The sequence below is a fragment of the Lacticaseibacillus chiayiensis genome, from assembly GCF_004123795.1.
Taxonomy (GTDB): Bacteria; Bacillota; Bacilli; order Lactobacillales; family Lactobacillaceae; genus Lacticaseibacillus; species Lacticaseibacillus chiayiensis.
Genome location: NZ_MSSM01000035.1, coordinates 1 through 24918 on the forward strand (window position 1 = coordinate 1; position 24918 = coordinate 24918).

The 24918-nt window shown below is 46.5% G+C and carries 24 protein-coding genes and 1 other RNA gene; 3 read left to right on the forward strand and 22 right to left on the reverse strand.

The window, feature by feature from the left end; all coding sequences use genetic code 11:
• Positions 1 to 185 (forward strand): IS3 family transposase (locus BVJ53_RS12300; RefSeq protein ID WP_158280569.1); only part of this gene is annotated, 185 nt, incomplete at its 5' end.
• A 64-nt stretch (positions 186 to 249) separates the two neighbouring features.
• On the opposite strand, the gene BVJ53_RS12305 is transcribed toward BVJ53_RS12300, so the two are convergent.
• From BVJ53_RS12305 to BVJ53_RS12315, 3 genes are read right to left on the reverse strand one after another with little or no spacing between them, the layout of a single operon-like run.
• Entirely contained in the window at positions 250 to 1797 is a 1548-nt protein-coding gene (locus BVJ53_RS12305; RefSeq protein WP_129302656.1) for a sensor histidine kinase, read from the reverse strand.
• Positions 1794 to 2525, reverse strand: coding sequence for a response regulator transcription factor (locus BVJ53_RS12310; protein ID WP_129302657.1), 732 nt, complete (start codon positions 2523 to 2525; stop codon positions 1794 to 1796). The genes BVJ53_RS12305 and BVJ53_RS12310 overlap by 4 nt, the downstream gene beginning before the upstream one ends.
• Positions 2526 to 2541: 16 nt before the next feature.
• Positions 2542 to 2937: an SdpI family protein gene (locus BVJ53_RS12315; protein WP_129302658.1), complete on the reverse strand. Its 396-nt coding sequence runs from the start codon at positions 2935 to 2937 to the stop codon at positions 2542 to 2544.
• Between the two features lie 114 nt (positions 2938 to 3051).
• On the opposite strand from BVJ53_RS12315, the gene ssrA reads away from it, so the two are divergent.
• Positions 3052 to 3415: a transfer-messenger RNA gene (gene ssrA / locus BVJ53_RS12320) on the forward strand.
• Positions 3416 to 3830: 415 nt separating this feature from the next.
• Here the strand turns inward: ssrA and BVJ53_RS12325 are convergent.
• From BVJ53_RS12325 to BVJ53_RS12420, 17 genes are all read right to left on the reverse strand, one after another.
• Positions 3831 to 6125, reverse strand: a complete 2295-nt coding sequence (locus tag BVJ53_RS12325; RefSeq protein ID WP_129302659.1) for an alpha-galactosidase — start codon at positions 6123 to 6125, stop codon at positions 3831 to 3833.
• A 233-nt stretch (positions 6126 to 6358) separates the two neighbouring features.
• Positions 6359 to 7231 (reverse strand): lysophospholipid acyltransferase family protein, encoded by an 873-nt coding sequence (locus tag BVJ53_RS12330; RefSeq protein WP_129302660.1) that lies wholly within the window; start codon positions 7229 to 7231, stop codon positions 6359 to 6361.
• Positions 7228 to 8184, reverse strand: a complete 957-nt coding sequence (locus tag BVJ53_RS12335; RefSeq protein WP_129302661.1) for a glycosyltransferase family 8 protein — start codon at positions 8182 to 8184, stop codon at positions 7228 to 7230. The genes BVJ53_RS12330 and BVJ53_RS12335 overlap by 4 nt, the downstream gene beginning before the upstream one ends.
• Positions 8185 to 9024 (reverse strand): glycosyltransferase, encoded by an 840-nt coding sequence (locus tag BVJ53_RS12340; RefSeq protein ID WP_129302662.1) that lies wholly within the window; start codon positions 9022 to 9024, stop codon positions 8185 to 8187. It lies immediately after the preceding gene.
• Positions 9021 to 9785: a 1-acyl-sn-glycerol-3-phosphate acyltransferase gene (locus BVJ53_RS12345; protein ID WP_129302663.1), complete on the reverse strand. Its 765-nt coding sequence runs from the start codon at positions 9783 to 9785 to the stop codon at positions 9021 to 9023. The genes BVJ53_RS12340 and BVJ53_RS12345 overlap by 4 nt, the downstream gene beginning before the upstream one ends.
• A gap of 395 nt (positions 9786 to 10180) precedes the next feature.
• Complete coding sequence (locus BVJ53_RS12350; protein ID WP_129302664.1) at positions 10181 to 11542, reverse strand: amino acid permease; 1362 nt, start codon at positions 11540 to 11542, stop codon at positions 10181 to 10183.
• Between the two features lie 288 nt (positions 11543 to 11830).
• Positions 11831 to 12289 carry a hypothetical protein gene (locus tag BVJ53_RS12355; RefSeq protein WP_129302665.1) on the reverse strand — a complete coding sequence of 153 codons (459 nt, stop codon included), beginning with the start codon at positions 12287 to 12289 and terminating at the stop codon, positions 11831 to 11833.
• Positions 12290 to 12997: 708 nt separating this feature from the next.
• Positions 12998 to 14011, reverse strand: a complete 1014-nt coding sequence (locus BVJ53_RS12375; RefSeq protein WP_129302666.1) for a class I SAM-dependent methyltransferase — start codon at positions 14009 to 14011, stop codon at positions 12998 to 13000.
• A 106-nt stretch (positions 14012 to 14117) separates the two neighbouring features.
• The gene (locus BVJ53_RS12380; RefSeq protein WP_129302667.1) at positions 14118 to 14432 is read right to left on the reverse strand and encodes a hypothetical protein; all 315 of its coding nucleotides are present in this window, start codon (positions 14430 to 14432) and stop codon (positions 14118 to 14120) included.
• Entirely contained in the window at positions 14429 to 14899 is a 471-nt protein-coding gene (locus tag BVJ53_RS12385) for a competence protein ComGC (protein WP_129302668.1), read from the reverse strand. Before BVJ53_RS12385 ends, BVJ53_RS12380 begins: the two co-directional genes overlap by 4 nt.
• Positions 14859 to 15101, reverse strand: a complete 243-nt coding sequence (locus BVJ53_RS12390) for a hypothetical protein (protein WP_337589698.1) — start codon at positions 15099 to 15101, stop codon at positions 14859 to 14861. The genes BVJ53_RS12385 and BVJ53_RS12390 overlap by 41 nt, the downstream gene beginning before the upstream one ends.
• Before the next feature lie 38 nt (positions 15102 to 15139).
• The gene (locus BVJ53_RS12395) at positions 15140 to 15556 is read right to left on the reverse strand and encodes a type II secretion system protein (protein WP_238150176.1); all 417 of its coding nucleotides are present in this window, start codon (positions 15554 to 15556) and stop codon (positions 15140 to 15142) included.
• A 20-nt stretch (positions 15557 to 15576) separates the two neighbouring features.
• A complete protein-coding gene (locus BVJ53_RS12400; protein WP_129302670.1) occupies positions 15577 to 15897 on the reverse strand; it encodes a type II secretion system protein in 321 nt (106 codons plus the stop codon).
• A gap of 2 nt (positions 15898 to 15899) precedes the next feature.
• Positions 15900 to 16856: a type II secretion system F family protein gene (locus tag BVJ53_RS12405; protein WP_129302671.1), complete on the reverse strand. Its 957-nt coding sequence runs from the start codon at positions 16854 to 16856 to the stop codon at positions 15900 to 15902.
• Positions 16853 to 17728, reverse strand: coding sequence for an ATPase, T2SS/T4P/T4SS family (locus BVJ53_RS12410; protein ID WP_129302672.1), 876 nt, complete (start codon positions 17726 to 17728; stop codon positions 16853 to 16855). Before BVJ53_RS12410 ends, BVJ53_RS12405 begins: the two co-directional genes overlap by 4 nt.
• Before the next feature lie 124 nt (positions 17729 to 17852).
• Positions 17853 to 18584, reverse strand: coding sequence for a YebC/PmpR family DNA-binding transcriptional regulator (locus tag BVJ53_RS12415; RefSeq protein ID WP_010489256.1), 732 nt, complete (start codon positions 18582 to 18584; stop codon positions 17853 to 17855).
• A gap of 70 nt (positions 18585 to 18654) precedes the next feature.
• Entirely contained in the window at positions 18655 to 19143 is a 489-nt protein-coding gene (locus tag BVJ53_RS12420) for a VanZ family protein (protein ID WP_129302673.1), read from the reverse strand.
• A 73-nt stretch (positions 19144 to 19216) separates the two neighbouring features.
• Here BVJ53_RS12420 and BVJ53_RS12425 point away from each other — a divergent pair, with 73 nt between their 5' ends.
• A complete protein-coding gene (locus tag BVJ53_RS12425; protein ID WP_129302674.1) occupies positions 19217 to 21022 on the forward strand; it encodes a M3 family oligoendopeptidase in 1806 nt (601 codons plus the stop codon).
• A gap of 138 nt (positions 21023 to 21160) precedes the next feature.
• On the opposite strand, the gene glmS is transcribed toward BVJ53_RS12425, so the two are convergent.
• Both glmS and glmM read right to left on the reverse strand, forming a co-directional pair.
• The gene (gene glmS / locus BVJ53_RS12430) at positions 21161 to 22972 is read right to left on the reverse strand and encodes a glutamine--fructose-6-phosphate transaminase (isomerizing) (protein ID WP_129302675.1); all 1812 of its coding nucleotides are present in this window, start codon (positions 22970 to 22972) and stop codon (positions 21161 to 21163) included.
• Between the two features lie 564 nt (positions 22973 to 23536).
• Entirely contained in the window at positions 23537 to 24901 is a 1365-nt protein-coding gene (glmM, locus tag BVJ53_RS12435; protein WP_129302676.1) for a phosphoglucosamine mutase, read from the reverse strand.
• Positions 24902 to 24918 lie beyond the last annotated feature (17 nt).

Genomic DNA, 24918 nt, shown 5'->3' on the forward strand with positions numbered 1-24918 from the left:
TGGAAAGTTTCTGGAGTCAATTTAAGACTGAGGAGTTGGCGTTCAAACACCCACTATCTGAGATTGAACTTATCGCCATCATCAAGAAGTACATCAATTGGCATAATAAGGAAAGACGCCAATTAGCATTAAACGGCATGACCCCGGAAGAATATCGGAATCATGCCGTTCAAGAAAGTGCATAAGCCTTTAATTATTTGACTGTCTACTTGACGCGGAGCCGCGCCAACCACCCTCTTTTTGAACATACTATTTATTAGATTTGCCCTGCTGATCTTCATCTCCAGCGGTATTTCCCGCTGAGTCTGGTTTGTTGGCAACTGAATTGCCCGATGTTTTCGAACCGGTTTGTTTCTTTTGCTTCGGCGCCGTCTCTTCATCAGGGAAGATCAAGGTAAACGTGGTGCCTGATCCTAATTCAGAATCAACATCAATAGTGCCACCATGCAATCCCATCAGTTGATGGACAATAGCCATTCCCAGACCGGATTCGCCATATTTCGTATTTTTCCGTGACGGATCAGCTTTATAATAGCGTTCCCAGATGTTCTTCATCTGATCCTTGGACATACCAATACCTGTATCGCTCACCCTAAACTCGGTTTGGTGATAGCCTAATTTCCCGTTAATGGTAATCTGACCATTTTGTGTAAACTGCACGGCATTTTGAACAATGTTGAACAGGATCTGGACAAATCGATCGTGGTCAGCATAAGTTGGCAGTTTTTCCGGCGCTTCAATCGTGATCTTGTCACCGGCTTCTTCTGCCTTTTGTGCCAGTTGTTCAGTAATATTATCGAGATCTTTCCGGGCATTGAAAGTGTGTTTGCTCAAAAGAATCTGATTTGTTCGGATTTTTTCATAGTCAAGATTTTCGTTAACCAGCCGGATCAAACGATTGGTCTCATTGCGCATGAGTTCAATACTCTTCCCTTTACTCTCTTCGGGAATCGCATCATAAGCCAAACCCTCCAACAAGCCATTAATGGTTGTCAACGGTGTTCGCATTTCGTGAGCCGCATCCGCCATAAACTGGCGACGCCGATCTTCTTGACGCTGAATTTCCTGCTGACTGGCTTTTAAAGACGTCACCATGTCACGAAAATCATCAGCTAGTTCTGCCACTTCATCATGGCTGCGGCTCTTCATCTTAACGGTCACATCATAGTTACCTTCCGCCACCTGATGCGTTGCTTGGCGCAGTTGATTGATACGCCGCACCTGATAAGACGCAATAAAGTAGCTAATAATAAACGCTGCTAACGTTGATAAAACAAAAGCAATCAACAAGTTGTGCTCGGTCTTGCTGATAGAGCTTTGAATTTGCTCGACCGGTGCAAAAGCCGCAATGACAAATAGTAGCTTTTCACTCAAAAAAACTGGCTGGTAATAAATCGTCATATTTTGGGATCGGCCGCTCACAGGATTTGTCATCAGCTCCGGTACCGCAACGGCCGACCCTTGGTTTAGCTTCTTCCAATAGCTTGATTTAATCGGTGCCATCTGGCTTTTTTGCGATACCGGATATTTGGCCACATTATTCGCATCATAAATCACAAAATGGACGTGTTGATCGCTGAGAATCTCTTCGGAATTCTGAATAAAACGCGCATTGATCACATAAGTATTCTCGTCAACAGCGTTGTTCTTTAAAACATCAGTGTACTGCTCAAGCTGCTTAAACCCATTTTCCCAAACCGTATTGGTTGTCGAACGAATGAACAGAATCGATACAATTACCAAAGTCACCATGATAACTGCGAAAAAACCGAGTAACTGTTGATAGAGCATCTTCATTGATCAAGCCCCGAATCATCAAACTTATACCCGACGCCCCAAACGGTTTGAATGATTTGCGGACCGACTTTTTCGATCTTTTGACGCAGCTTTTTAATATGCGCATCAACTGTACGTTCGTCACCATAATATTCATAATCCCACACCAGCTGAAGCAACTGTTCACGGGAAAAGACCTGCTTGGGGCTCTTGGATAACGTATGCAGCAAGTCAAACTCTTTGGGTGTCAAACCCTCAATTTGTTTACCATTCAAATAAGCTTCACGCGTCTTGGTACTAAGTTTGAAATGGTCGGTCTCGACGTCAAAGCCATCTTTTTTTTCTTCCGGTGCTGCCTGCTCGGCACTGACTTCGGCGCCGACTTCAGCGCGGCGATGCAATGCCTTGATGCGCGCAATAAGCGTAATCGGCGAAAATGGTTTGGTGACATAGTCATCTGCCCCAAGCTCAAGCCCCAGCACTTGATCACTTTCAGTATCGCGGGCCGTCAACATAATCAACGGGACAGTTTCACTGATCTGGCGGATTTCCTTAGCCACTTGCATGCCATCCATTTTAGGAAGATTCAAATCAAGCGTGATGATGTCAAAGCTGTCGGGTGCTTCCTTAAACTTGGCAAGTCCTTCTTCGCCATCGTAGGCATTAACGACTTCCCACTTTTCTTTTTGAAAAAACATCGCCATCATTTCTGCTACGCTTGTATTATCTTCAATCATTAATAGTTTCACTGATAAACCCCTCATTTCACAAATCTTTAAAACCTTTACGGCGTTTAGGTTTCGGAACGTCATCCGGTTCGACATAATCGTAAGGAAGCTGGTGATGGGCTTCAAGGTACCGTTTTAGCCGACTTTCCGTATAAACAAATCCCGGTAAGAATAACAGTACGGCCACAAAAAGCCAAATGATGAAAAAATTATCCCATGAAAGCCGATGAATCAACCAACCGGCAGCGGCTTCGAGGCCACCGGTAACAATCAACGCTTGGCAAAACCACCGTTGCGCTAGGCGAAAACTGTCAGCATTGACGCTGGCAAGATAGGATGTGTAACCCCAGAAATTGGTTTGATGTCGCGGTCGAAAAAGTGCAAGAAGGATGCCCATTAGTAATTGCATGCATCCAGCAACAAGTAAGATCATAGACACGCCTCCATAAAATTAGCTTAAAACTTAAGTTTGCGTCAGTATAGTGCTAAGTGCAAACATTTTGACAACTTTAATTATACCGTGGTAAGATATCGTTTGCACCTTGTCGGGGGTGTAATGGTCTCGACATTGCTTTTCGCGCATGCGGTGCACCTCGGAGGCTCGGCTCCGTCATCAACGGAACAGTTAATATAACTGCAAAGAACGAAAATTCTTACGCTTTAGCTGCTTAATAACCAGCTAGCGTGATCCTTCCGACTTCGCTCAAGGGTCGGGTCTGGGTCTCAAATCATTGAGCTACGGTTGATGTTGCCACCTGAGGCATCAACAAGAGACTAGTAGGTTAGCTGCCTTGTGTTAGCCTTGCTGACTGGCGCGACATCGCGGCGAAATTTAAATCAATCAGCTATGGGTGTAGAGCTGCATGTAGCAGGAGTGATGGACAGGAGTTCGATTCTCCTCACCTCCATTATTAAGCTTTTAGTTACTTTTGGTTAGTCCAGAAATGCCGTTAAATCAGCATTTCGGGACTTTTTGTTTGCGGGTATTTGGGGTTGTTTTAAAAAAATGTGTCCGTTTGGTATCTCCTTACCTCACATTCCGAGTTAAAAGTCAGCTCCGGTTAACAGTGTTTTGGTGAAATAATAAAGCCAATTCAAAAGTTATCAAGCATCCACATTAACGTGTTCGCCATCAGTCTTGGTGTTGTTGCCAGTGGTATGAGCCTTGTCTCCGGCATTCTGCTTTTGGCCAAGCGTCACCAATCCTAGGTCAGTCGAAAAAGAAAAACAAAACGTCCACCGTTGCGACTTGTCCCCTTAATTAAGGAAACAAGTCACGACTGCAAGCGTTTTTAATGTTCAATTGTCTCCACGCACCAATATTATTCAGACATGGCTGACTTTTTCCTTGCCTTCTTCTTCACGCCGGCGGTTAATCGCCTTTATATCGGTGACCCCATCAAACGTTAACAAGGCAGACTGGTAATCACCAATAAGTTGGGCTTGTTCGCGGTTGGCACCATTAAACTGAATTGGCAGGCGCACGCCGACCCGCTGAAGCACATCACCGGAAATTGGCCCAGTATGACCATTCACCCAGTATCGCCGATTGGGCTGCGTTAACGGTATTTTCATATATTGCACCGCTCGACTATCAGCATCGGCAAGGACACGGAAGAAGCCCAGTACCAACCGCTTGCGAGCGTGATCACTCAGCAACCACGCTACTTGATTTTGGCCATTGGATTGACGCGGCAACAATAAGCTGAAGTCGCCATTTAGAACAAGCGGCTGCAAATTGTGATAATAGGAAATCTGCTCTTTGATCGTTGCCAATTCTTTTGGTGACAGCTTGGTTAAGTCGAGTTCATAACCTAAAATGCCAAACGCTGCAACGCAAAAACGGGTTGCCAACGGTGTCGTCCGTCCAACCTGTTCGTTCGGTACAGCCGTCACATGATTACTCATGCAGCTTAATGGATAGGCAAGCGCCGTTCCTGACTGGATGGCCAGCCGTTCAATGGCATCGGAATCGTCACTTGTCCAGATTTGCGGACTGTAAAAGAGAATGCCCAAGTCAAACCGGCCACCGCCACCAGCACAACCTTCAATCAACAATTGCGGAAATGCCGCCAACAATTTCTGGTAAAGCGTATAGACGCCTTGTACATACCGATGGAAAAATTCGCCTTGCGGATGGCCGATTTTAGCCAAATAGGGCGAGTATGCCTCTGTGATACTACGGTTCAAATCCCACTTAACGTAATTCAGATGCGTTTCGGTAATGACTTTTTGCATCTGATTGAAAATATTATTCACGACGGCTGGATTACTGAAATCGAGCACATACTGATTGCGAGTGATCGAGAAACGCCCGCGCTTTGGCCGAACAACCCAATTCGGATGTTTCTGGAAGAACTGCGATCGCGGTGATACCATTTCCGGCTCAAACCACAGTCCAAATTGAAGCCCCAGGTCGTGAATCTCCTGGGCAAAGTGACCAAGGCCGTCTGGAAATTTGTGTTTGTTGGTAAACCAGTCACCAAGCGAACTCAGATCATTATCACGCGTTCCAAACCAGCCATCATCAAGGACAAAACAATCCACCCCGACTTGGCGCCCGAGTTTGGCTAAGCGCAACAACTTTTGTTCATTTAAGTCAAAATAAGTTGCTTCCCAGCTGTTTAATACCACCGGACGCGGTTTTTGGCGCCATTGTGGATCAATAATATGCCGCGCTACAAAACGCTGATTGACCTGTGCCAGTCCGGCAAGCCCGCCGGAACTGAAGCTGAAAACTGCCTCAGGCGTGGTAAAACTCGTCTTCGGATCCAACCGCCAATTAAAAGATGCCGGATGAATACCGATTAGTAGCCGCGTCTGATCCCACTCGTTGACCTCGATGCTATCCAAAAAATTGCTGGAATAAATCAAGTTGGCACCATAAGTATCACCACTGGTAAACGACCGATTGGCAGCATGTAAGGCCACAAAGGGATTCTGCTCATGACTAGAAGCCCCGCGTAACGACTCGACCGAGAACGTGCCTTGTGTTAACGGTTGGGTCTGAATATGCCGCTCTTTTGCCCAATTACCAGACAAGTGCACAACATCAAATCGCCCCTGCGGCAGATTCAAGACCCCACTAAGCATTCGCTGAATCATCACCGGTTCAGATCCTTGATTGGTCAAGGTAGCAGCCCGAACCACCGCCGCACTGTCAGAAAAAATAGTATACTGCAACGTCAGTAACAATTGTGCCGTTTCGTCTTCCAGGTGAATCGTCAGAACATCAGTCAAAGCCGGGTTACCAAAACTATTCGGGTGATGCAGATCACGCACTTTCGTATGAGTGATTCGATAATCTTTGAATACAAAATTTGGATACACTGGTGCATCATCCTGCACCACGCTTAAGCTGCCTTGGCGAAAATCACCGGTGCCGTAGACCGGATATTCCTGCTGGGCATCGCCTAAAGTAAATGACTGATCGTTAGAAAAATTAGCCATCCAGGCATACGGACTGGAACCTTGCGACAAATAATCCAAGTCCTTGTCTGTGAGTGAAAGTCGCGGTCCAAAATAAAGATGCCCGAGCTGCCCATTTGGTAACAACGAACATAGGTAACTAATTTTCTGATTATACAAATGAAAGGCGTGATCGTGAATAACGTCGATCAATTGAGATCCCCCTTTGATTTTGTCCATCATCTTCGTTATAGCATAGAATTTGTGCAGATGCTGTTTCCTGAAAAACGACGATTGTGAATTTTTCGGACGAAGCCCATTCACTTACCTGCGATTGCCTTTCGCTAAATGGAAACACGTTCCCAATCACAGAACGATTCAGTCCGCATTCATCACAAAAGCCGGGAACTGTTTTCAGAATTCTGAAAATGGCTCCCGGCTTCTTTTTATTTTTGCGGATCCCAGCCCGCGATGTCTTGTGTTGAAAAAGTATACGTCAATTTTCGATGATAAGCAGTTTCATAGGCACGGCATTTTTGCTGGTAATCGCGTTGCATCATCTGAAAACTGTTGTCGCGAACCGATAGTTTGGGATCGGGATCAATCGGATCGAGGACGTGGAGAATATAGCGAACTTCCCGCAGTTGTTGATTTTCTCGGGCTGGTAGATCGCGAATTTCCGTGAAACAGGAAATGATCGGTACATTGGCAGCCGCCGCGTAAAAATAAGCGCCGCGCTTTGGTGGTCGTGGTTTGCGATAATTAAACCACATTTCCTGTTCCGGATAAATCAGAACCCAGTGATGTCCTTTGAAAACCGCCGTCAACATTTGCATAAACGGCCCATTCAGAAAACTCGGCCGACCGGATAGCGGAATCGTATCATCGTAGTTCATGATAAAACCCAGCAGCCCCTTCATGGCCAGGTTCGTATCCTGACTGACGATGTACATACGATGACGGCCAGCCAAACGAACCGCCTTGCGTACAGCCATATTTTCAAAAGGGCTGAAATGGTTGCTGGTAATCACGCCGCCGCTTTTAATGGATCGAATCTTGTCGCTGCCAACAACCTCAACATCTTTTGTGACCCGCAGTGCATAAGCATTCACCATAAGGCGGCAAATCAAGGTTTTGAGACGAAACGACCACGCCTGCCGCTGATGCAGGTAACGGTTAATAATCGCCGTTTCCTCAGCTTCGGAAAAAGTCGGATCGTGTTGTTCGACTTTGACGTTGAACGTTTTGGCAACCACTGCTCGCCGAATGTTGTCAATCACCGCCGCGCGATCCGGTCCCACAAACTTCCCGGATTTCATAGTGCCACCTGTTCACCATGTTTAACAGCGTTCAAGATGGTGTTACTGGTATGACATACTTGGACGGCTGTCTTCAGCATACCTGCCATACTGGCACGATCGGCTTGTTGATCAGCTGGGGTAAACGCCGCTAACTGATGCTTCAAATCGTTTTCAAATCCTGAAGCCGGCGCGTAATGCCAGAACCGGTCGCCTAATTTGGCATTTCGATAGTGCCACGGCTTACCAAAAAGATTATAGTGAATCAGCTTGCCACCAGGTTCTGCAGCGGTCGGCACGCCGGTTTGCATGTTCCAGATTTTCGGTAAGTACTTAATGCGATGCTGCGCAATGACATTAATGTAATCCTGATCCGCCGCAATCATCGTGAAATGGTACGTTTTCAACAAATGCAGGAATCGGCTTGAGAAGTGTTCTTTCCGCAACTGAGCCAAATTCATCAATAACACGCCTGAATTAATGTATTCGCCTGGTTGAACGCCAAAATCACGTTGGATGTATTCGATTGTCTCCGGATAAGTCATCATCACCGGATCGGCCACGCCAGCAAATAAATGATCACCCATGTCCGTGGTAAATAAGGTGGTTAGATCCCCATCCGCTACCGTATCCGCATCAATATAAATAGCCTTATCATATTGGGGAAACATATCGGCAATGAATAACCGAAAATAAATTGTCAATGTTACATAATCGCCGCGTAACTTATTTGTATCGCCACTAATTTGCTTTGTCACCGCATCCATCGCAATAAACCGAATCTTAAAGTGCGGTGCTGCCAATGCTGCTAGTCGCTTTTGGTTATCCGCCAATAAGCCGCTATTAAGAATATTGATCTCAAAATCGACTTGAGGATTTTTATTGGCTCGAATCGAGGTCAGCGCAACGGCCAGACAAGGGACATACCCATCATCGACCGAGAAAAAGATTGGAACCGTGGTTACGTTTGGCATTTAAGACACTTCTTTCAATTTAGGAGCTAGCTGCCGATAATCTTTCAACAAATCATCATATTCATGCAATCCTAACTGCTGATGCACCGCCTGAATCTGCCAAGGTTTGACGGTGACAATCCGAAAATATGGCCAGAAACGAAAAAAAGTCGTGAAATGTTGAAAGACGGTATCCGGTTTAAGCTGATGTTGTTCGTTATATTTTCGCGGCAGAATTCGTTTGAATTTAGCCTTTATGTTCAAAGCACTTTGATCCGGCATGAACAGCCAGCGATGGCGAACCAACTGCCGACACCGAACCAACAAACCATCTTCACGAATATGGGCAAGATTCATCAAGAGCACCCCGGAATTAAGATAATCAAACCACGCAAGCCGATGGTGAAACCACCATTTGCCATAATGATCCAAGACGCCGGCAATATCAACGCCTGCCATGGACTGATTGTAGAACGTATCAAACGGGCGTCGGCAAACCACATCCGTATCCAGATACAACACACGGTCAGGTAATTCCGGCACTAAATCGGAAAATAACCGTAACATGCAGTATGGCGTAAACATCGTCTTCATGTTGGCCCGCGGTAGATCAGCCACAAAAAGATCGGTGATATCAATTCGCGTCAATTGGTGTGCCGAATTCTGTGTCTGCATCAACTTGGTCATCCGCTCAGCTGTCCCGGCAGCGAACGGTCGATAATGATGGCCGTTGACAGTTAACGTCGCCGTCAAAATAAAAATATGTAATGGGTGGCGGGTCTGCTTCATTAGCGACAAAGTGGCAATCAAAACGCCATCTGTCATGCTTGCGTCACCGCAAAACAGAATATTGGTGGTCATGGCCGCGCCCTCTCTTCCTGTTGGTATCGAATATACTCGGTATTGCTTAAAGTGGCACGGTTCGTCATGACTTTTTTTACCTGCTGGGCTAACTTTTGTTGCCGCAACTTAATTGGAAGTTGACGATCAGGAAAAAATGGACCGTCAACATACAAAATCCGCCGCGGTTTGCGCCGCCAGTGGCGTTTTTGATACGTCATGGTGGTCACAAAAACCGGCGCATCAAGTTCAGCAGGGTAATGAAACGCACCGGCCTCAAATGGGCGGATGCCGGTATAATACGGCCAGACATGGGCTTCAGGATAAATCATGACCACATGCTTGCCCAGAATAAGCTGACGAATTTCTGCATTGAAATCACGCAACTGATGTAAGCGCCGCGGAACCAAGACACCTCCTCCATAAGGTACCAGACGGCCAAGAACCGGGACACTCAAGTTAGCAGCAGACGCCAATGTAAACACTCGGCGTGATTGATTCACCCGCATCGGCGTGAAAACATCCCCAAACGGCTGAGTATGATTCCCATAAACAAAATAACCGCGACCAGCTGCCTGACGAAAAGCCTGCCGATTGCGAACATGCAGCTTTATGCGACAGTAACCTTGGGCAAACAGCCATGATCCGCCATAAACAAGATCTGCTTTCAGTCGAAATCCACGCGTTGGCTGCCACCGATAATTAGCCGGGATGGCGGAATTTTGATTAGGCGCTGCAACAACATCATCGGTCAACCGCCGATATGTCAAAACTTTTGCCATCAGGATCCCCTTCCTCGTTGTGGTGCTGAGCGTGAATAGATGCGCTTATAGGCCGTCATGTAAGTGGCCTTGAACGACGATGGCTGGTTTTGGCCATTTCTTTACAAGTAGGCTTGTGCGACTGCAAATGCGTTATGGGACCATACGTACATAAGCCATCCCTTATCAAGTCAAGAACCGCATCTGCGCTATTAATAACAGTAATCATTATAATTTCACATTCTCTAAGCCACTAACAGCATAACGCGTTAACAAGGTTAATCAAGCCCAAACGCAAAATATTAAGTGCTTACTCAGACTATAAAAATCAATTTTTAACAACATTCTAGAAGCCTTGAATGGTCGAAAACTAAGTGTGTGCTCAATCGATTCCTGCCATTCTCCAATGTCATTTGCTAAGCTTTTGCAGCCCGCCGTAACCATCGTAAGATAAAGAGTGTTGCAATCCAAACAACCGCAAAAATCAGTGCCGATAACATCGCCCGATTGAACAGCATAATAATAGCGGTCAGAAGAAGAAAACCTAAGACGAGGTAATCTGAAACTGGATAGAACGGCATCCGAAAACCTTCTTTGTGTGGATTTAACTTTTTATACCGCAAATGCGCCAACATGATCATGGCCCAAACGAACAAAAAGCTGATCGTGGCCATACTTGAAACCAACGTGAAAACGGCGCCAGGAAGGAAAAGATTCAAAACAACTGCCACGGCAATCACAGCCGTCGAGATTAAAATCGCGCGGGCGGGTACCTGCCGCCGCGATAATTTAGCCGCCCACTGCGCTGATTGACTTTTACCAGTGACCGTCAATGAGAACAGTAGCCGACCAGTACTGAAAATAGACGAATTGCATGCCGAAGCCGCGGCAGTTAGCACCACAAAATTGATGATGTCCGCAGCAAATGGAATGCCGACATTATTGAAAACCTCAACAAAGGGACTATTAACCGGCGACACATGCCGCCATGGATAAATACACATGATGACAAATAGTGCACCTACGTAAAACAACAAAATACGCATCGGAATTTCGTTAATAGCCTCGGGAATCACTTTATGCGGATTCTTTGTCTCGCTTGCCGTCAATCCGACCATTTCAATTCCGACAAAACTAAACACGACCATTTGCAGTGACATTAAGAAGCCGCCAAAACCTTTTGGAAAAAGTCCACCATCATTGACAAGATTGGCCAAGCTTGCATGGCCGAGCGGTGTTTTGAACCGAACGATCATCATGAAAATGCCCAGAACGATTAAGCCGATAATCGCGACAATCTTAATCAAGGCAAACCAAAACTCTGCTTCGCCGAAGAGTCCGACGCTAACCAAATTCAGTAACAACAGGACGGCTAGCGCGATTAACCCCGGCAGCCACTGCGGAACATCAGGCAACCAAAAACGAATGTATAAGCCGATGGCAGTCACTTCGGCCATTGCCAGCGCGACCCAGCAAATCCAATAAGTCCAGCCAGTTACCCAACCGGCATCTTTGCCCAAATACTTAGTGATAAAGTCAATAAACGTGTGTGTATCCACGTCAGACATCAATAACTCGCCCAGCGCTCGCATTAATAAAAAACAAATTCCACCAGTTAGCAAATAAGCAAACAAAATCGAGGGCCCAGCCAAGTGGATGGATTGTCCGGAGCCCAGAAACAAACCGGTTCCAATGGTGCCACCAATCGCAATCAGTTGAACATGGCGACTTTTCAAATTTCGCGCAAGTTCAGGTTGATCATCTTTTTCGGTTTGCATACGCTTCCCCCTTAATATAAATGACCCGTGTCAGCTAAGGAGACAGTAAAAAAAACCTGACTTCTTCGCCGAATGTTTTCAATTCGACAAATTTAAAAGTTTGGATGTTAAATTCGAATATGACAATACGACCGCTGTTATGCCATCATACACGACCACAAATACTGACATGTACTTTCAACCAGTTCATCACAGCAATATCATGTCATTATCAGGAATGGTACATATCGTTTAACGAATATCCGTATTAGAAAAATTATACACCATTTTCAGAAAACCCCAAACCAATCACTGATCGACAATCTTGATTTGCTCAGGCGCCACTTTATCTGCCAGGAAGCTTTGAAGGGTTTGCGGCGCTTGTCGGAAGTGCAATTTTAAGACCGTCACCTGCCCCATTTGTGCTAATAAAAGTGTCCCAGTGCCTTGCGACTGTAAAATAAGCCCACTCAGATTTTGGTACATGCGAATACTGCCCAGACCGCCAATAATAGCTGGATCCGCCAAGCCTTTTTGCCAACTTGCAAAGCAAAGAAACATGACCACGATAAACCCACCGCTGATTAAATCGTCAAAATGGCGACTTTGCTGCAACGTTAGAACCAGACTAAAAGCGGCAATCGCCAGATAAAGAATGATTCGCCAGACTTTTGGCGTTGCACGGATCCGCACATGTACAATATCAAAAATGGTGACACCGACCGAAACAATAGCAATTAAAACATACGCAATACTTAATAACGACATAAAGACCCTCCTGTTGGTGATAACTCATTCTAACCGATTGCGCGCTAAAAAGCAGGAAACTAATGGCAGATCGTGAACTGGCGCGGTAAGAAGTCGGAGTATAAGTGGCCATGAGCGTGATGGCCCGGGCTTAGGCCATCATGACCATGGTCCTTATACGTAGACTTCTGCGCCAGTGAACGCATTTATGCAGAGCGTGAACTGGCGCGATTAGAAGTCGGAGTATAAGTGGCCATGGGCGTGATGGCCCGGGCTTAGGCCATCATGACCATGGTCCTTATACGTAGACTTCTGCGCCAGCGAACGCGTTTATGCAGAGCGTGAACTGGGCCGGTTAGAAACCGGAGTGTAAGTGGCCTCAGGTGTGATGGTCCGGGCTTGGCCATTGCGCCTGAGGTCCTTACACGCAGGTTTCTGGCCCAGCGAACGCGTTTATGCAGAGCGTGAACTGGGCCGGTTAGAAACCGGAGTGTAAGTGGCCTCAGGTGTGATGGCCCGGGCTTGGCCATTGCGCCTGAGGTCCTTACACTCCGGTTTCTGGCCCAGCGAACGCGTTTATGAGAGCAGCAAAAAACCAAACAGGCACTGGGGACGCGTTGCTGAGTCCCCAGTGCCTATTTGGTTTAATGAAATACTGCGGTGCTCCTTTGTAGCAGCACACGAGCGAAGCAAAAACCGCTGACACTAACACTTCTGATGCAACGTTATTTACAACACAATATTGGCTGCCGCCCAGTCCTTGACCTTAGCAATAAAGGCTGCAAAAGCATCACGATCATTGAGATCCGGAAACTGTCCAAGTAAGACCTGCTTTGCGCGTTTGACGTCAGGACTGGGTTTTTGCAAAATTAATAGGCTCTTTTCCGCCTTCTTATCGGCAAAAAAATCATCCGGTAAGTTTAACAGTCCTTGAAAATACATGGCCTTTGCCAGCCATTTGGTCAAGTCTTCTGCTTCTTTGGAACGAAATACTTGACTAGGCACATAAAACAAGCCTAATCCGCCTGGCTTCAGGACATTCATACTTTGCTCAATTAACAGGTGATGCGCATAAGAATGACCTTTTTTAGTAGCGGTTGCAAACTTTTTTGCGCGTTCATCAACTGGGTAATAACCCACCGGCAGATCTGAAACAACTACGTCAGCATCTTTAAACAAAAGATTGTCCAAAGCATCTTGATGAAATAAATCAACATCTAGGTGTTGAAGACTACTGCTCATCCCTGCTACTGCCAGCAACGCCTCATCATTATCAACGCCAAAGCCTTTGACTTCGACACGCCAAGCCTTGTGAAGCTGATTCATGACCGCAAACAACAAATTTCCGGTGCCAACAGCCAAATCAGCAACCCGCAGTTGATCGGGCTGTTGTTGAATGAAAATGGTGACCATAAACGTTGCAAGACTAGCCATCGCGTCCGGCGTTATTTGCTTGTTCGGCTCAATTCCATCGACTTTAATGGCCTTCACCAAAACCAACTGTAATGCCTGACGAATTTCCTCCGGATCGTAGGTTGCCAGCTTAATTTGATCAAACAACGCCGTTAGCTTCTTTTTTGCCTCATCGTTGGGCAAACCATCTTCCTGTATCACCTCACCTGAAGCAAGATCTTCTCCAGCCTCGGTAATCGCCGCAATAAAAGACGTCTTCAACTGTTGATTCAAGATCGTCGTGCTGTCATCTAAAACATGGTAAAGCTTTTCAAGATGTTCGTTTGCCAAACCAGTGCCTCCTCGTTACTCTGTCAGCCAAGACGCGTACCTACAGAAAATGTTCCACGACCTCTTAGTTGACATCTTGTCTTTTAGTGTACTGATTGGCAAAAACTTATTCAAGCATCTCTGCCTTGGAAGTCTTGATTTCTGAAGGTTGTGACGCTTCGTTTGTTGATGTATTTGATTCGGTGATGTCACTTGACGACACAGTTTTATCGGTGGGCACTTCTTCTGTCGCCTGGCTCGTGGCTTCGGCTTGTTGCCGCCAACGTAAATACGCCGCTTCAAACTGAGCTTTTTCGACTTTTGCGATCACCTGATATCGCTGCTGCCATAGCTTGAAGTGTTCAAACAAGCCAACAGTCAGGGTGAGAAAAAAGCCAAATAAAATTAACGTGTTGACAAACACACTTCCACGCAGCTTCATGGCTCCAAAAACACCCCACCTTCGAATGTTTGCGCTGACTTTAGTCGTAAGGTATACAAGAAGCCCTGTGGAGCAGCTTGAAACTTTGCTGACTTAATCTGCATAAATAAGGGGACGTGACCATCAAAATTTGATCTAGTACGAATCATGCCTTCGCTTCCACGTTTAGCATAAAATTCGAAGGTATATGTCTTGGTTTCGGCACCACTTTGTCCTTGGAGTAACACGCTGCTTTCTTTCACTTTTACGTCTTTCATTTTATGAGAGCGTATGTCCGCTTGTAGATCCTGTTCTGCTCGTAAAGCGTGAATCAAGTATTGATCTTGACGAGTAAACCGTTGAATACCAGTTAAGAGTGGTTGCCAAAGCAACAGGATCACCATCATCAACCCCAATCCGACAACGACTTCAATCAAACTGAAAGCTTTAAGGCGTAAATGAGAAAGTCTTGTTTTTATTGTCAGCATGAACAACGACCTCCTTGGCGTGCACCTCAACTTGCCAAACATCGGGACCCACCTTAACTTCTGTTTTCCCGCCTGGTGATGGCAGTCGGACTAACGCAACCCGAGCCGCATAATAGGCCGTTGTTTCTTGTCGGGCGGGAATGACCATTTTTTGATAGGTTCGGATTAATAATGTAAGCCAACTAGCTGCAATTAAAACCACCCCTAAGGAAGCGAGGTGTTCAACTAGCAAAACGGCACTCAATTTATTTTGACGAATGTTGCTCGCCCCCATCCCAGTTGAAAACTTATCCTCCAACGTTCATTCTTTTTCTCATCCTCAGGATATTTAAACGTTAGCGACCCTGCTTTAGTCATTTTCCCTTTTTCGTTTACAGTCAACGTCGCAGAACCTTCAAATATTAAAGAGGGCGGCAACTTCAACACTTGAATAGTGCCGTTCATTGTTGAAAATCTAACCTGTCTTTCAGAGTCAGTGACGGATATATAACCATAGGCATTTTCACTCCTTGCCTTCATCTTCAACATCTCCCACTCCTCAACGATCCTTTCCATAAACTCTCGCTCCTGCCGATGCGTCAGGGCCCCTCGCCCAACCGGCACCGCCACCAGAGCCAAAGCTGTCAAAAGAAACATCACCGCAACGATCTCAATCATGGTAAAGCCGCTTAACCGTTTCATTTAGTAAATTTTGGCGGTGAACCGGATGTTAGTTTATAACCGCCTTTTTTAAGCGCGTCGGCCTGACTTTGGGAAATCACGTCTTTTTTGACCAATTGATCAGGTGAGCTAAAATCAACGCCACCTTGATCTGGTTCATTGTAAGTCACTTCCAACTGAGTATTGACGGTCGCAACTGTCGCCTTCAGGTTTTGCGTGTCGACTCGTTTCATCTGCCCTTGAATTGTCAGGACCAATGCCAACGTCAACAAAATAATCACCCCTAAGGCCGCTACAACCTCGATGAGCGTGAACGCTCGTAACTTTTTGCGTTGCATCTTCAAACGCCTCCTAATGATTGGTAGAGTGGTAATAAGATCTGCAAATAGACTAGTAAAATCTCGCCGCCGATTAACAAAAACAAAAGCGGTTGGATCAAATTAACTAATTTCTCCAATTGGCGCTGCAAATTAAAAAATAGTTGCTCTCCAAATAGTTTGAGTCCCTCCGCAACCAGATGCTGTGACTGTCCCATCGTTAATAAACGCGCTACTTCAGCCGGGACAAAGGGTTCCTGGAGCGCCTCGGTCAATTCCTGTCCTCGTTGAACTTTTTCTTGAATCCGATTGCCTAAATTTCCCAGTGGTCCTTCCATAGTCGCTAAGTGCCGACAAAAATCAGAAATGTCAGCTCCTGCCAACAAAAATTGAGCCGCTCCGGAGGTAAATTGAAACTGATAATACATTCGCAGAACCTGCCGCATCCCTGGCATTTTTTGTAGAACCAATAGACGCTTAAGCGGTGTTAAGTGACGCCAGACCAAGTAAATCACCGCACCAAGCCCGATCAGCACCGCGACACCGCCTAACTGAACCGCCACCAATTCCGATCTCGGCAAAGACAAAGCTGGCAGCACGCCAAAAACCACCACAACTTGCAAAACCATCAACATCACCAATAACAGACACGGATAAACAAGTAATTGGGCCATTTTCTGTCGATTGCGCACACGTAAGCCAAGATAATCACCGGCTACTGTCAGCGCTTTAGCTAGATCACCATGAATTTGGGCCAACTGTAACTGCTGAAAAAGGATCGGTGCCAGATCTTGATGCGCAATCGCTTCTGAAAATGCAATTCCATTCGCCAGCTCCGCTTCAATGCGTTCCCAAACAATCCGGTATTTCGGCGTACTGACGCGCAAGTAAGCAAAAACGTCCGGCAAACTGAAACCGGCAGTAATTAACGCAGCACTTTGGCGGCAAAAACGCTCCTGCGCAATTAACGGCACCTTCATGAAACCACCTCTTGTGATTGCGCTTGGCTTTGGGATGAGCGTTCAAAAACAACCAGTTCTGCCACCGGGTGAATCACCGGATGATAGCGCAACGTAATTGCTGCGCTTGCGGTCAACGCAGCAGCAACCAGTGCCTCAGACAAGCCGAAACTCGTCAACCTCAGCGGCGTGTCACCGGCCGAGCGTGCATGAACCGTCGCCAAAACAATATGACCACTAATGGCTGCTTCACAGGCACTTTGCGCAGTTTGCCGATCGCGAATTTCTCCAATTAGTAAAACATCCGGACGATGACGCAAAGCTGCCTTTAGCAACTGAGGATAACTCATTTCTGCCTCCGGATTCACCTGAAGTTGAAGAAATTGAGGTTGATTGATTTCAACGGGATCTTCTATCGACAACACCATTCGCGACTCAGCCAACCGCGTGGCTAATTGATAAAGCAAGGTGGTTTTACCCGATCCGGTTGGCCCGGCCAGCGTTAACATCCCGCGTCGCTGCAACAAAACGCCCATCAACCGATCCAATAGTTGCCGAGCACCATCCGCATCTGGAATACCGCTGATTAACCGCACGACCAACGATTCACGGCCGCGATAGTCTGCCACCGAACTCAGTCGTAGAAAGACAGACGGCTCTTTTTGATAGAACGCTCCCAATTGAACACGCCGATGTTCCGCCACGTTCATACCCGCCATGAATTTCAGGTAATTAATTTCCTGCTGCCCCAAGCGCGCCTCTTTCTTTGCCAAGGTCATCAGCCCTGTAGGTAGTCTAAGTCGAACAAGATATCCCTGCGTACTCGGCAAATAATAGATATCACTGGCGCCTTTTGCTAACGCATTCGTCAATAATGCATTCACTGATTGCATGCCTTTTCCCCCCTACACTAAAAGAGTTCGCAATTTATGGAGGGATTCCTTCCGTGCCCAACTTTTGGGCAAAACAAAAAGACAATGCATCTGCATTGCCTTTAAACGTGTTCTAGCAATTTACTTAGTCGTCTGGCCAGTCGCCAGCTGTATAGACTTCCTGAACATCGTCATCGTCTTCCAGCTGGTCAATCATGGCCTGAAACTGTTCAACCTTGTCTTTAGGAATCGGTGTCAGGTTTTGCGGCACCATGGTTAATTCATTTTGAACGAATTTATAACCCTTTTCTTCTAACGCATCGCGAACTTGGGCGAATTCTTTAGGGTCGGTGTAAATTTCATAGGCTTCATCCGACGTCTGCATATCTTCGGCGCCGGCTTCAAGTGCATCTTCCAGCATCTGGTCTTCGTCAACGTCAAAATCTTCGCGGGAAATAACCAGATAACCCTTGCGATCGAACATGTAAGAAACCGCACCGGCCGCTGCCATATTACCGCCGTGACGGGTAATCGCGACCCGCACAGAACTCGACGTCCGGTTACGGTTATCGGTTAAAGCTTCAACTAAAATCGCAACGCCACCCGGACCATAGCCTTCATAAGTCACTTCATCATAATTAGCTGCATCGCGATCGCTCGCTTTATCTAATGCCCGTTTGATGTTGTCTTTGGGCATGTTGGCAGCTTTGGCTTTGTCCATGACCAAACGGAGGGATGGGTTACCACTGGGGTCAGGGCCACCTTGCTTTGCTGCCATATATAATTCACGTGATAATTTCTGGAAAATCTTACCACGCTTAGCATCCTGAGCGTTCTTACGGCCTTGGATGTTATGCCATTTGGAATGTCCTGACATGATAAACCCTCTTTTCATAAGTATAGATGCATACAGATCGTTAAGATTATAGCAAAAAATGAACCGTTATTCAACGTCGCTTCCGCCACAGACATCCCCACATCACGGTCACGGCAATGGCTGCTGCAACGGTATCCAGCATCACATCCTGAAACAAAGGCGTGCGGCCGCCTGTCAACATCTGGTGGAATTCATCAAACGCGGCAATTCCAGTACAACTCAGTGTCACAAGCGGCCAGTGAAGCCACCGATTCTTTTGATACATAAATGTTCCTTGAGTCAAACCCAGTCCCATTAGGAAAAAGATCGTAACGTGTGCGCCTTTGCGAATGAAGAACTCGACAAATTTAAAGTAGCCCACCTTTGCTACTGATTGGGTTTCACCGGCATAATCAAAATGAATCGTGCTCAAAAATGGTTTAAACGGTTCGCTTTGCAATAGCCGTTCCAAGAGCGGCACTGTTGTCTGCTCTTTATAAGTCATACTTGAGCTCACAAATAAAATAAATAAAAGTGCGGCGGTTAACCAGAGTCCCCAATGACGTTTAAAAGAATTCACAAATTTGACCTGCTTTCACTCATAATTTTCTCATCTACTGTATAATGAACGTATTTCGAAAGGAAGTGCTCAAATGTCTTACCCCATTAACTGGAATCTAGATTCAATCTTCCCCGGTGGCATCGACTCACCGCAACTTGCCACCCGAATCCAGCAGGTAGCAGACGAACTGACGCAACTGGAAAACAAAGTGGCTGCTTGGTCGCCTAGCGATGACGCTCCTGAGTTTACCGATTTCAAAACTTTTTGGCAACTGTTTGAAGATATTAGCAAAGGTCTTGGTACCACTGGCAGCTTTGTTGAAATGATCGCCAGTGCCGATACGGCCAATTTAAAAACCGGCCCATTACAAGGTCGGCTCACCACGCTTGAAACGCGTTTTCAAAATATCAATAATCCGCTTGCCAAGAAATTAGCTGTCATGCCGCAAGCCGCGTTCGATCAACTGACGGCGACCGGCACCTTAGCGGAAAGTCGCTTTGGCCTCGCTGAAATGCGTGACCAAGCCAAAGACCTCCTTGATGACCAAACCGAAACCATGATCAATGACCTAGCAGTTGATGGATTCACCGGCTGGAGTGACCATTACACGACTTTAAGTGGCAGTCTGAAGTTTCCGGTTGACCAAAACGGGGAAACAACCGAGCTGAGTGCCGGACAGACGCAGAATAAGTTCGAAGGTGCGCCTGATCCTAAAGTGCGTCGGGATGTTTTCAACGTTTGGGAACACGTTTGGGACGATCACGCCAGTTTATTTGCCGAAACGCTCAATCACCTTGCCGGATTCCGGTTAACCGATTATCGGCTGCATCATTATCCCGATTATCTTTACAAACCGCTCCAATATAACCGCATGCAACGGGCGACATTAGATCAAATGTGGCACACCATCAGCGCCAATAAGGCACCATTTGCCGCCTACCTAACCCGCAAGGCACAGCTAACAGGCCAGCCGACCATGACCTGGCATGACCAGTGGGCACCAGTCATCGTTGGCGATTTCAAACCAAAAACCTATACCTTTGATGAGGCTGCCGAATTCATCGTTAGCAACTTTGCCAAGTTCTCACCCAAAATGGCAGCTTTTGCACAACATGCCTTTGAAAACGGCTGGATTGAAGCCGAAGATCGGCCTGGCAAGCGCGCCGGTGGTTATATGACCGGTGTGCCGGATGCGAAAGAAAGTCGAATCTTTATGACTTTTGACGGCTCAGCATCAGGTGTTTCAACCATTGCTCATGAATTAGGCCATGCCTTTCACAGTGATATTTTGAAAGACATGCCGGTTCTTCGGCAAGATTATGCCATGAACGTTGCCGAAACCGCTTCGACGTTTGCGGAATTAATTGTGGCCGATGCAACTGTCAAAGCCGCCACGGATCCGGCTGAAAAGCTCAACTTGCTTGATGCCAAAATGGCCAATCCACTAGCCATGCTGCTGAATATTCACGCCCGCTTCTTGTTTGAAGACAGTTTCTACCAAGAACGGGAACACGGCATTGTCAGCGTACCGCGTCTGAAGGAACTGATGACGGCGGCTCAGCAAAAAGCGTATGCTGGCGGTTTGAGTTCGTTTGATCCGATGTACTGGGCAGACAAACTGCACTTTTATTTTGACAATCCACCGTTCTATAACTTCCCGTATACGTTTGGCTACCTGTTCTCAAGCGGTATTTACGCTAAAGCACAACAAACTGCAAATTTTGAAGATGATTACATCGCACTGTTGCGGGACACTGCTAACATGTCGACTGAAGCATTGGCTAAAAAGCATCTAGGCGTTGACCTGACGCAACCAGCGTTTTGGCAACAAGGCATTGATCTGGCCGCTAAGGATGCGCAACAGTTTATGCAGTTAAGCGAGGATTACCTGAAATAAATGCTGACCGTTTCTTTTTACCGGTAAGATCATAGTTAGACAAAAAGCCTGTTTGCAAAAATTCTAGCAAACAGGCTTTTCCATGAGGTCAAATCATAATTTTTAGATCAGCATTGACTTTTCCGTCAACACGCGATTTTATTCAACTGTGACCGACTTCGCCAAGTTACGTGGGCGATCAACGTCATAGCCGCGATCGGCACTTGTGAAGTAGGCCAGCAATTGAGCCGGAATGATTGTCACAAGTGGAGCCAGCAATGGATTGATGTCATCTACAATAATCTGGTCACCCTTTTGTGCCTGACTGGCCATCGCAATGTGCAAGACCTTAGCACCACGGGCTTGAACTTCATCGGCGTTACTGCGCGTGCGGGCAGCCGTAACTGGATCGGAAATGATGGCGACAACCGGCGTATCCTTTTCAATCAAGGCAATAGTGCCGTGTTTCAACTCACCAGCAGCAAAACCTTCTGCTTGCACGTAGCTAATTTCCTTGAGCTTCAAAGACGCTTCCAGGCTGGCATAATAATCGCCGCCGCGCCCGATATAAAAGGCGTTGCGTGTGGTTTTGAACATATCTGTCGCCAATTCGTGGATGCGATCTTTTTGATCAATCAAGGCTTGCTGACCGGTCGCTGCCAAACCCAGTTGGTGAATGACGTCAAAGTCCTTAGCTGCTTGCAGACCTTTGGCTTCCCCAACTGCTTTGGCAACTAATGCTTCAACGGCAATTTGGGCGGTGTAGGCTTTGGTCGATGCAACCGCAATTTCCGGACCACCATGTAATAACAAGGTGAATGTTGCTTCGCGAGCAAGGGTTGAACTGCCGACATTTGTAATGGTGAGCGTCTGGTAGCCCTGTTTTGTAACTTCAACCAGCACCTGACGTATATCGGCTGTCTCGCCGCTTTGCGTTAGGAAAATAAACAGCGGATGTTTGGACAATAACGGCTGATGGTATGCAAACTCTGAAGCAACATGAACCTCGGATGGAATGCCTGCCAGTTGTTCGAACAACGGAGCACCAACCAACCCGGCATGGTAACTGGTGCCGGCTGCGACAATATACAAACGATCAGCCTGCTGTAAGGCCTTCATCAGGTCTTCAGGAATCACCACATGATGTTGATCATCGGTATATTTGTCAACAAGACGGCGCATTACAATTGGCTGCTCGTCAATTTCTTTGAGCATGAAGAAGGGATACGTGCCTTTAGAAACTTCACCATCATCGACTTTAACAGTAAATGGTTGACGTTCTTCGACTTTGCCATCAATTGTTTCGATGTGAATCGCATCGGCTGTTAAGGTCACGATTTCCTGATCTTTGAGTTCAACAAATTGATCGGTTTCGCTCAGCATAGCCAGCGCGTCGGAAGCCACAACATTGAAGCCCTTGCCGCGACCAATCAAAAGTGGGCTTTTGTTTTTGGCCACATAGAGCACGGTTGGATCCAACCGATCAACCATCGAAAAAGCGTATGAGCCTTGAATCAGTTTCAAGGTTTTGCGCAAGGCTTCTTTTGCAGACAGGCCTTGACGGGCAAACAAGGCAATCAGCTGTACTACAACTTCAGTGTCCGTGTCACTATGCAGTTCAATGTCTTGGAGGTACTGCTGTTTCAGGTCATTGGCGTTGGTCACAACCCCGTTATGCACCAGATAGAAGCGTTCGTCATTAGAAACCTGCGGATGTGCGTTGGCTTCAGTCGGTCCGCCGTTTGTTGCCCAGCGCGTATGACCAATTCCCATCACGCCCTGAACATCCGCTGTCACAGCTTTTTCCAAATTAGAAATATGGCCAACCCGCTTGATCAGATGATCGTGACCGGCTTGATCGTTTACATAAATGCCAGCTGAATCATACCCCCGATATTCCAGCTTTTCGAGCCCCTTAAGCAAGATTTGGGTTGCATTTTTCTTACCGATAACACCAACGATTCCACACATAGTCAACATCCTTTTCCTAATGTCTACAAATTGGTTTAGACAGATTTTTTTATTGGTATCGCTAAAAACAAAGCTAACTATATGTTTTAAGTGGCCGTATGTCAATACTAATTTTTCAATGGTATACTTTTCGCAAGATAATTGGCCTATATCTATTTCTCGAAAACGTGATCAGAGGTTGATTCATAATTCTTGTGGGATATCTTTGAATCACTGGATTCCGAACAATACAAAAGTCTAGGCAATTAGTTGCGTGCCGTGTCAAACTATACAATCTCCGGCCAGATGGGGCTGGCGACGCGAAGTTAGCGCAGAGACGGCTGAATCCTAGGCCTACGATTACTCCGACTTGGCACTCATATCGAAAAACTCCTTACAAATTATCCATGGCAAAACAAAAGACGAACAGAATACACCGATAATTATGGAATGTTCCTCGTTTTCTTATAGTTGCGAATGATGACTCAGCCTCTCAGATTTCCCTTAAAAACATCAGTAAAAAAAACCACCGAGATTTTCCTCAGTAGCTTTTTTGGTCAAACTATCATGTAACTTATATGAATCTTAATCTTTTTGACTGCCCATTTCGCGTTTAACGACTGCGACAATCTGATCGACATAACGCGATACCAAATCTTCAGTTTTGGCTTCTGCCATGACCCGCAGCAGTGGTTCCGTACCGGAAGGCCGCACAAGCACGCGACCATCACCGGCCATTTCTTTTTCAACCGTATCGATGGCTTCTTGAATTTCCGGATAGGCTTGCCAATTATCCTTGTCTGCGACTTTGACGTTCACCAACTTCTGAGGATAATCCTGAACTGGGGCTGCCAGCTCGGATAACTTCTTGCCTGTCTTCTTCATGACGTTTAGCAAGTGGATGCCCGTCAGCATGCCGTCGCCGGTATTGTGATAGTCAAATAAGATGATGTGGCCGGATTGTTCACCACCGATGTTATAGCCATCTTTACGCATGGCTTCAACGACATGGCGATCGCCAACCGCGGTCTTAACAGACTTCATACCGTTAGCTTCCAGTGCCTTATACAAACCGAGGTTGCTCATGACTGTGGTCACAACCGTATCTTGTTTTAGCCGGCCCTGTGACTTCATATAACTGCCTAGGATGAACATAATCTTATCACCGTCGACAATGTTGCCCTCTTCATCGACAGCAATGCAGCGATCACCATCGCCGTCAAAAGCCAGACCGACATCGGCACCTTTTTCGACAACAAACTTAGCTAACGCCTGCGGATGCGTTGAACCAACGTCAGCGTTGATATTTAAGCCGTCCGGACTGGTTGCCATGGTATCAAAGTCAGTGTCGAGATCAGCAAAAATCCGGCTAACTAAGCCGCTGGTGGCACCGTTAGCCCCGTCCAAACAAACGTGAATGCCACTCAAGTCATCCGATAAAGTCTGCTCCAGAAATTGCGTATACTTGAGTGCTCCTTCAGGATAATCGTCAACGGTCCCCAGTCCCTCTGCGGCCGGACGAGGCAGGTTATCTTCCGGAGCATCTAACAAGGCTTCAATTTCTTCTTCCGTTTCGTCAGAAAGCTTGTAACCATCTGCACCAAAGAACTTGATACCATTGTCGGCAACCGGATTATGTGAAGCCGAAATTTGAATTCCGGCATCGGCGCCTTGAATTTTAATTAGGTAAGCAACTGCAGGCGTCGTGATAACGCCAAGATCCAGTACTTCAATGCCAACCGATAGCAATCCGGCAATCAAAGCATCTGCTAGCATCTGACCGGAAATCCGGGTATCGCGTGCAACCAGAACCAATGGCCGATGACTGGCATCCTCTTTGTGCTGAGTCAGCACATACCCACCTGTGCGACCGAGTCGAAACGCCATTTCGGGACTCAGCTCCTTATTAGCAATGCCACGAACACCATCGGTACCAAAATACTTTGTCATCTTAATTTTTCCTCATT

What these genes read in the sequence shown, in the direction of transcription:
- BVJ53_RS12380 (WP_129302667.1), bottom strand. Translation starts at nt 14,432, where the DNA reads ATGAAGCTGCGTGGAAGTGTGTTTGTCAACACGTTAATTTTATTTGGC.
- BVJ53_RS12335 (WP_129302661.1), bottom strand. Translation starts at nt 8,184, where the DNA reads ATGCCAAACGTAACCACGGTTCCAATCTTTTTCTCGGTCGATGATGGG.
- BVJ53_RS12410 (WP_129302672.1), bottom strand. Translation starts at nt 17,728, where the DNA reads ATGCAATCAGTGAATGCATTATTGACGAATGCGTTAGCAAAAGGCGCC.
- BVJ53_RS12305 (WP_129302656.1), bottom strand. Translation starts at nt 1,797, where the DNA reads ATGAAGATGCTCTATCAACAGTTACTCGGTTTTTTCGCAGTTATCATG.
- BVJ53_RS12340 (WP_129302662.1), bottom strand. Translation starts at nt 9,024, where the DNA reads ATGACCACCAATATTCTGTTTTGCGGTGACGCAAGCATGACAGATGGC.
- BVJ53_RS12405 (WP_129302671.1), bottom strand. Translation starts at nt 16,856, where the DNA reads ATGAAGGTGCCGTTAATTGCGCAGGAGCGTTTTTGCCGCCAAAGTGCT.
- BVJ53_RS12345 (WP_129302663.1), bottom strand. Translation starts at nt 9,785, where the DNA reads ATGGCAAAAGTTTTGACATATCGGCGGTTGACCGATGATGTTGTTGCA.
- BVJ53_RS12330 (WP_129302660.1), bottom strand. Translation starts at nt 7,231, where the DNA reads ATGAAATCCGGGAAGTTTGTGGGACCGGATCGCGCGGCGGTGATTGAC.
- BVJ53_RS12400 (WP_129302670.1), bottom strand. Translation starts at nt 15,897, where the DNA reads ATGCAACGCAAAAAGTTACGAGCGTTCACGCTCATCGAGGTTGTAGCG.
- BVJ53_RS12385 (WP_129302668.1), bottom strand. Translation starts at nt 14,899, where the DNA reads ATGCTGACAATAAAAACAAGACTTTCTCATTTACGCCTTAAAGCTTTC.
- BVJ53_RS12425 (WP_129302674.1), top strand. Translation starts at nt 19,217, where the DNA reads ATGTCTTACCCCATTAACTGGAATCTAGATTCAATCTTCCCCGGTGGC.
- glmM (WP_129302676.1), bottom strand. Translation starts at nt 24,901, where the DNA reads ATGACAAAGTATTTTGGTACCGATGGTGTTCGTGGCATTGCTAATAAG.
- BVJ53_RS12395 (WP_238150176.1), bottom strand. Translation starts at nt 15,556, where the DNA reads ATGATTGAGATCGTTGCGGTGATGTTTCTTTTGACAGCTTTGGCTCTG.
- BVJ53_RS12350 (WP_129302664.1), bottom strand. Translation starts at nt 11,542, where the DNA reads ATGCAAACCGAAAAAGATGATCAACCTGAACTTGCGCGAAATTTGAAA.
- BVJ53_RS12315 (WP_129302658.1), bottom strand. Translation starts at nt 2,937, where the DNA reads ATGATCTTACTTGTTGCTGGATGCATGCAATTACTAATGGGCATCCTT.
- BVJ53_RS12355 (WP_129302665.1), bottom strand. Translation starts at nt 12,289, where the DNA reads ATGTCGTTATTAAGTATTGCGTATGTTTTAATTGCTATTGTTTCGGTC.
- BVJ53_RS12415 (WP_010489256.1), bottom strand. Translation starts at nt 18,584, where the DNA reads ATGTCAGGACATTCCAAATGGCATAACATCCAAGGCCGTAAGAACGCT.
- glmS (WP_129302675.1), bottom strand. Translation starts at nt 22,972, where the DNA reads ATGTGTGGAATCGTTGGTGTTATCGGTAAGAAAAATGCAACCCAAATC.